The following is a 7,502-nucleotide window of genomic DNA, read 5'->3' as shown; positions in this document are numbered from 1 at the left end:
CTATAGAAGTAAGGCCTGGTTTTAGCTTAAATAGCTTTTTGTAGTTTGGCGATTCCTCAATAAGTTGTTCGATAAAATACTGACGCTCTGGTCTTGGACCAACGATAGACATATCTCCCTTTAAAACATTCCAAAACTGTGGCAGTTCATCAAGCCTGGATTTGCGTAAAAATACTCCCCATTTGGTAATTCGCGGGTCTTTATCTTTTGACAGCATGGGCACGGCTTGCTCAGAATTTACATACATACTCCTGAACTTATACATGCTGAACGGCTTATGATTTCTTCCAATCCTTTCCTGACGATAAAAAACCGGCCCTTTTGAGGTTACCTTTGTTATGATGGCTAATGCAATAAATACAGGAAGCCCTGGGATCATTACCAGAAGGGAAAACAGAATGTCGAAGCAGCGTTTAAAAAAAATGATCTTAAGACTGAGCTCAATAGAAGAAGAAAGCTGTATTACTGGAAGATTTTCATAGTTGACAATACTTGCATAACTATTTTCAAGCACAAGATCCGAAACCAGTTTGATTTTAATAAAATGCTGGTCACCTAAATCAACCAATTTATTCAATAAAAGTCGGTCCATGTATTTGTAGCATATAAATGCTTCGTCAGGTCTGGCCTCCAGGATTTTATCAAATAACGTTTCATGAGGCATGCTTTCAATCATTTCTTCGGATATAGTTGTAATAAAATTATATCCATACTCCGGATGCTTTGAAAATGACTTTTTTACCCTATTAACGATATCTACATTACCAATTATTATAACATGCTTAATGTTATAGCCTTTTTTACGGATATAATCAAGTGTAAAAAAGATGATTGACCGTTGTGCTATGATGAAGATAAAAAACAGCAGGTAAGTGCAAAACATAACCATCCTGCTTACTTCGTAAAGTTTGAAGAAATAAACTATTCCCAAAACCATCACCAGGTGATACACCATGGAAGACATGAACCTGCTTAAATTATCACTTAATATCAGTGGCCTCTTTATAGTGTAATTTTTAGTTACCGAAGCTATGGTGATCCAGGTTAAATTAACTAATAATAAAAAATCAATTGATTGTATCTCCGACGAATAGAATGTAAATATAAACAGATGGGAACATTGCAACGCAATATTTAATAGTATTAAATCACAAAAAAATGTGAATGGTTGAAGTAATTTAGAATAGCGCATTTGCGATGAGGGTTAAGTTGTGCAAATATAAAAATTTTTACTAAAACGACTTGTTTTTTTAATAAAATCAATATTTATTAAACTTAATTACGGGGTATTCGCTAAGAACGCTACAGTTGTAAACTAATTATTATCTATTTTATTTTCTATTTTTCTATTGATTTGCGTAAGTAACTCATTTCTAAATACGTTTATTGAGAAAGACGAGGCGTGTTGAGTGATTTCTTTATAATTAAATAATAATTTCTAAACACAACCCGTAATGACCTTCAGAAGATCATGCTTGATAACGTAGGCGGCTAATCATTATTTCCAGTAGTACGAGTGCATGGACAACTTCTTCAAAATCCGAACGGGGATTTTTTTATAGTATTTGCCGGCTTTATATCCCATCCATTTTGCAGCCAATGAAAAGATCGATTTTAGAATGACGCGTTTTTTATTCTTTATAACATAACTTAATTCAGACTTCATAAATTTAAGACCTTCACCAGTTGGTTTTCCGAAGTCGTTTATAAGCCATTTATTTTGCTCATGAAATACGCGGGTGTCAAAATATCGTCTGAACTCCTGTAACAACGTATAGGTATGAGAATGGTAAACCGTAGCATTCGCCACGTATGCTTTTTTGTATCCAGCTGTTAACATTTTGGCAGCAACAATGGCATCCTCACCCATAATTGAATGTAGCGGAAAACCTCCAATCGCTAAAAGCGCCTCACGCCTATATGCAGCAAATGAATTTGAACAAAAAAACACCTTGAATCCCATTGGTTTTATATCCTCTGATGAGCGAATATGAGATATAGCCGGATAATTAAAGAAACGGGCATGGCTTTCTAAAATCTGAGCATTTTTATGTGGAAGTTGCCTGCCATATGCCATACCCACATCAGGATTATTAAAAACATTAACAATATTTGATATACTATCAGGCGAAGCTAAGATCGCATCTTGTGTCAAAAAAATGCATATATCGGCGTTACCTGATAAGGCAACAAGTTGTTGTCGGGTTTTACCATGATTAAATTCAGATTTATTAATATTGATCGTACTAAACCCAAATTGTTTTGCAATTGAAACGGTATCGTCAGAAGAACCAGAGTCAACAATTATTTTTTTATAAGGTGTAATTGATTGGTTCTGTAAGCTATTAAGCAAGTCTATAAATAATTCGCCAGCATTGAGCACAGGTATACAAATAGCTACCTTGATCTTATTTTCGGCCATAAAAGTATATTGAGATAAGAGAAAAAATTAAATAAAGCCGATTTTTTAAACGTAATAAAGCTGAATAATTACTTTGTCCGAGCATAGGAGATGCATTACTTTCGTGTCGAACATATCTGAGATATTTCTCATCACAAAACTTTACAGTTCCAACTGTTTCGGCAACCAAACCAAGCCACCAATCATGCATATGGATCTTAGATGGAAAAGGTAACGCTTTATCGAGTAAACTTTTCCTGAACGACATACAGCAACCAATGTAAGAGTTGCGCATTATATTTTTTAATAATCCCTTTTTTGATTTTCGCTGAAAAAAAAAGGATTCATAAATAACATTTCCGTGCCCATCAACAACTATTGCATCAGATATTACTAATGTATATTGCTGTAATAACTCTATATGTTTTTTTACCCTTCCTGGTAACCATAAATCGTCCTGATCGCTTAAAAATATAAAATCGCCCTTTGCCTGGCGTAAAGCATTTTCAAAATTGCCTACAGGGCCTTTTCTTGACGATATGTTTGAGTATAGCTTTATCCTTTCATCTTTACATTGATAAATATTATCTATAGTATCGTCTGTTGAACCGTCATCACTGATAATTAACTCATCATCTGGCGACAATTGTTCCAAGATGGAACTGATTTGAGTTTTTACAAATGCTCCACCATTATAAGTTGCCATGCACACTGATATCATTACTTTTTAAAATTGTTCTGGAAAATATTATTAAGAAAGGTATTTGGAAAATAATTGGAAGATAGAACCAGAAATTTACGAAAAACGAAAATAACGCGCAGAAAAACAAGACTGAATAAATACTTATCGCTTGAAAGTTTCGAATTGTTACGGCTTTTTTGTAAAACACTACCGTAATAATTACAATGATAGCTRTGAAAACTAATGTACCATAATATCCAAAGTCCTGAAAAACAGGGTTTATATAAGAAGAGATGGTAAAGTTACCTACTTCCAGCAATGAAGGTGAATCGCCATAATCAGGTCTTAAAAAACTGGGAAGTAAAGTAGACAAAGATGACCCATCAAATAATCCAAAATAACCAGAGTGCACAAGATTGTCAAGATTGAGGATATTAAAGAATCCATATGAATATATCCACAAAAAACTAGTTGGGATCCAGTAATATTCATCTTTTAACCCAATAAGTTCTTTGATATCGCCACTTCTCAATTCTCCCAGAATACCAAATAAAAAAACGATAACTAATCCATAAGACATTACCTTTTTAAAGTTGATAGGTTTTATCCTGATCGTGTGTATAATCAGTAATTCAAAAATGAGAGAAATTATATTTTGCCTCGTAATGCATAACAGGAAAATGGAAAATATGCTGAATAAAATAACCAAATAAACACGCTTTCGAGTTTCAGCATATAAATAATATGAAAGTAAGCCAAAAGCATTGCTGTACGCGTAAAACAATCCATTGATCCCYTTAATTCCGTAATCCATGTAATCGCTGTTCCCATCTTTTAAAAGGGATATTAATGGTAGATATCCGCTATAGGCAACATTAATGAAAAAAAGGGCATAACAAATAATCAGACCATATTTAAACATGGTATGATTAACTGCGAATGTTTCATTAGTTCTGTTGCTTGTTTTAGATCTAAAATATTCAGGAGCAAAGATTGAAGATAATAGAACAGGAACTGCGATAAGCTTCCAAGTCAAAAAATCAATCTCTCTGTTGTAAATTGTGATATTCATTTTTTGAAAAGCAAACAAAACAGCCCATGGTATAATAAAGGCCGCAGAAGGATTGTAGTATTTAAATTTATCAATAGCAAAGAGTTTTACCAAGGCAATAATAAAAATTGCATCTACTATTAATACGCTATTAAAGAATAGCATTACTATCATCAAAATTAACAGTATCGTCGAAATGAGAATTGTAGCCTTTTTTTCAAACATTATTTAAGTCCCATTTTTTACATATATGGTTAAAATTAAATCTGATACTTTTTTCGATCTCATAAGCCATTTCTTGCTGACTTTTTTCATCATTTAATAACTCTGTTACCCTTTGAACAGTTACCATTAGAGATTGTCTGTCGAATAAAATTTCTTCCTGGTTACTTACATAATCAATACCGTGCATTGATTCTTTAGTGCAAAGCAACGGTATGGTATAGCTCAAGGCAGTCAAAACCTTAACTTTGATACCAGAACCTAAAATTACTGGTGAAATAAACAGATTTGATGATTGATAAAGAGAATCCAGCTCTTCATCACTTATTTTTCCTGTAAAAAAAACGTTAGATGGTAACTCCCCTTTTTCAAAATTGTCTGAATTTCCTACGATGCTGAGCGTAATTTCCTGATCAAGTTTTAATAACTCCGGCATTAGTTTAAATACCATCCAACAAACAGCATCATGATTAGGATAGTAGTCAGTACCACCAACGAAAAGAATATTTTTTTTGGGCCTGTACTGCCATAGTTTTGATTTTAACGGCAAAATTTCTGGTATAGTTTGCATCCAGCCCTTACTTGAAAAACTTTCGAAAAGTATTTTGTGATCTTCTGAAGATATGGCGATTGTGCCTGTAGCTATTTCAAAGATCATTTTTTCAATTTGATATGTCTTGAGATATTCAATATAGTGAAATAACTTTTTGAAAAGGTTTGTTTCATGCTTATACTGATCTTTCAAAACCTTACTCTCAACATTATGGGCAACATAGATTTTTTTTATCGTCGCAAGAAGTTCATAATTATTTATAAAAGCAAAAGCAGTAAAGTGATCAAATAAAATATAATCAAATTTATAATTTTCAAGAAGATTGAAAATATATTGCTGTATTTCTTTATTCACTCTTGCATCAAATGCCCTGGGTCTTTTACTGAAAATTAAAAAGAATACAGAAATAATTAATGTTTTCAATGAAGTAACGCGAGGCCGTGTCCTTGAAAATACCCTATAGCTTTTAAATCCGCGAGTTGCCAGCTTTTGCGCCTCTGAATCAGAGGCATTATTGTCAACATCAAAAAACACGGTGTGAACATCAAAGTTATTTCTCTTTAAAAAATCGATATGATTCAAAAACGCAACCTTTCCTCCGCTATCTGCAGGGTAGGGAAATGAGGGACACAGATACAATATATTTTTTGACATTTAAAAAAATATTGGGGGCCAATAAATTGGAGAATAATTACTCTTGGCGATTTAAATTTTTTATAATTTTCTTGTTGAAGCTGACAGGACTAAAAGCTGCGTTAATTAAAGGCAAGAGCCTCGAACCTTGTTTTCTTCTGATCCTGTTAATAAGGGTTGGTATTAACATTATATAGATGAATGGCAAGGCTGCTTTATTAAATTTTCTACAAAAGATAACTCTACTGGCCAAGAATGAAGTTTCAAAAAGTAAACTTTTATTTTTTTCGGGAGAAATTGATGCCGATTCTTTATGATATATAAGCGATTGTGGCTCAAATCCCAATGTCCATCCTTTTGATCTCCCTCTGTAGGCCCAATCCAATTCTTCAAAAAATAAAAAATACTCTTCATTTAACAAACCCACATCAAGTAAAAAATTTCGTGGCAAAAACATTGATGCCCCAATTACATAATCAATTTTACTCCCGTAGTCATATTTGTCATATTGTCCTTTATCTATTTCAGATTCGCCCAAATGGCTTGCTACTCCTGTCAGGTTTTTATAAACTCCACCTATGCCATTAATAGTTGAGGGAGCATAATAATAGCGCAATTTTGAACCAATAATTCCCACCTTATCGTCGCCTGTTTTATTATAATAATTTACGAGCTGTGTTAAAGAATCTTTTTTTACAACCGTATCATTATTCAGTAACCAAATAAAATAGTCTCCTTTTTGACTTTGTATATACTTAAGTGCTATATTATTACCGGAAGCAAATCCTTTATTTTGGGCTGCTTTAATAATTATTAATTTTTCTTGATAATTATCCTTTTCATCCACTTCGGCCTCTTCAAGGTACTTATATTGAATTGGCTTTGTAATATGCGGGGAAACCAAATCGGGAAATTGTGTGCTTTCTAAAATCTTTTTTCCACGGCACCAATCTAAAATACAATTAACAGAAGTTGTTGATATTGAATTATCTACCAATAAAATTTGAACATTCTGGTAATCCATCTTATAAACGGTTTCCAAACATTCAATAGTATGGATATGCGCATTGTGATTTAACAGAACAATAAATACTTTCTTTAAATTCATTGAGGGTTTCGTAAAGCTTTGTCAATTTCACCTGCTATCAAAGGCCAATAAAAATTATCGTAAGCATATTCCTGAATAGCATCACAATTATATTTTAACACTTGAGCACTATTCACGTATTTTATCATCAAATCGGTCAATGCATTAATGTCGCCTACAGAAAAAAGGCTACCATATTTTTCGTTATTAGTTACATCATATCCAGATGGGACTTTAGTTGATATTATGGTACACCCCGTTTTCATCGCTTCCAGAAAAACAAGGGGAAAGCCTTCCCATCTTGAGGTAAGCACAAATATCTTTGCCCTGCGGTATTGTTCCAAAAGTAATTCCTTATCCCAAACAGCCCCTCTAAATTTTATCCTATCTTTTATCTCAATATTTTCATCAAAGTATTGGTCGATATATTTCTGGAAGTCGGGTTCAACGGGCCCAACTATTTCTAATGTCCACTCCGAGTTAACTTTACAAAATTCCTTAAAAGCCATTAAGAGTGTCTCGTTTGACTTTTCATAGGTTCCGATTCTTCCAACAGTTAGTATTACATTTCCTTTTACAGAGAAATCTGTATGTGTTTTTATTCCTTTGTCATAAAATCCGTTTGGAATATATTGCACTTTTCTCCCCAAAAGGTTTTCATCATTCACGATATTGAAAAGCAAACGACTTTCAATAGTTACGATATCAATTTTTGAAACCAACCACTTTTTTATTCTTCCACTAATTCCCTTAAACCGATAGTTTTTTATTGTTTCGTTTGCATCAAGTTTCAGATAAGTAATAGCTCCGCGATCGTAAAACTTCAATAATTTGAAAAAAGCAAGAATCATTACACTTTCATTGCTGAAATGA

At 33.1% G+C, this 7,502-nt stretch carries 7 protein-coding genes; all 7 read right to left on the bottom strand.

The window, feature by feature from the left end; genetic code table 11:
• Positions 1-1,126: exopolysaccharide biosynthesis polyprenyl glycosylphosphotransferase (locus tag AC1DUD_RS30885; protein WP_477381766.1), on the bottom strand; the 1,126-nt coding region annotated here is incomplete at its 3' end.
• 372 nt (positions 1,127-1,498) lie between these two features.
• Positions 1,499-2,422: a glycosyltransferase family 2 protein gene (locus AC1DUD_RS30880; RefSeq protein ID WP_477381764.1), complete on the bottom strand. Its 924-nt coding sequence runs from the start codon at positions 2,420-2,422 to the stop codon at positions 1,499-1,501.
• Positions 2,409-3,107, bottom strand: coding sequence for a glycosyltransferase family 2 protein (locus tag AC1DUD_RS30875; protein ID WP_477381762.1), 699 nt, complete (start codon positions 3,105-3,107; stop codon positions 2,409-2,411). Before AC1DUD_RS30875 ends, AC1DUD_RS30880 begins: the two co-directional genes overlap by 14 nt.
• Positions 3,094-4,359 (bottom strand): O-antigen polymerase, encoded by a 1,266-nt coding sequence (locus tag AC1DUD_RS30870; RefSeq protein ID WP_477381760.1) that lies wholly within the window; start codon positions 4,357-4,359, stop codon positions 3,094-3,096. The genes AC1DUD_RS30875 and AC1DUD_RS30870 overlap by 14 nt, the downstream gene beginning before the upstream one ends.
• Entirely contained in the window at positions 4,352-5,563 is a 1,212-nt protein-coding gene (locus AC1DUD_RS30865; RefSeq protein WP_477381758.1) for a glycosyltransferase, read from the bottom strand. The genes AC1DUD_RS30870 and AC1DUD_RS30865 overlap by 8 nt, the downstream gene beginning before the upstream one ends.
• A gap of 37 nt (positions 5,564-5,600) precedes the next feature.
• The gene (locus tag AC1DUD_RS30860; RefSeq protein WP_477381756.1) at positions 5,601-6,650 is read right to left on the bottom strand and encodes a glycosyltransferase; all 1,050 of its coding nucleotides are present in this window, start codon (positions 6,648-6,650) and stop codon (positions 5,601-5,603) included.
• Positions 6,647-7,502: glycosyltransferase (locus tag AC1DUD_RS30855; RefSeq protein WP_477381754.1), on the bottom strand; the 856-nt coding region annotated here is incomplete at its 5' end. The genes AC1DUD_RS30855 and AC1DUD_RS30860, both read right to left, overlap by 4 nt.

This window comes from Mucilaginibacter sp. P4_A11 (assembly GCF_056402535.1).
Note: the sequence above shows the minus strand (reverse complement) of the source record. Positions and strands in the feature narration are given on the sequence as shown.

Coding starts and splice junctions, on each gene's coding strand:
- AC1DUD_RS30865 (WP_477381758.1), bottom strand. CDS start 5,563: ATGTCAAAAAATATATTGTATCTGTGTCCCTCATTTCCCTACCCTGCA.
- AC1DUD_RS30875 (WP_477381762.1), bottom strand. CDS start 3,107: ATGGCAACTTATAATGGTGGAGCATTTGTAAAAACTCAAATCAGTTCC.
- AC1DUD_RS30860 (WP_477381756.1), bottom strand. CDS start 6,650: ATGAATTTAAAGAAAGTATTTATTGTTCTGTTAAATCACAATGCGCAT.
- AC1DUD_RS30880 (WP_477381764.1), bottom strand. CDS start 2,422: ATGGCCGAAAATAAGATCAAGGTAGCTATTTGTATACCTGTGCTCAAT.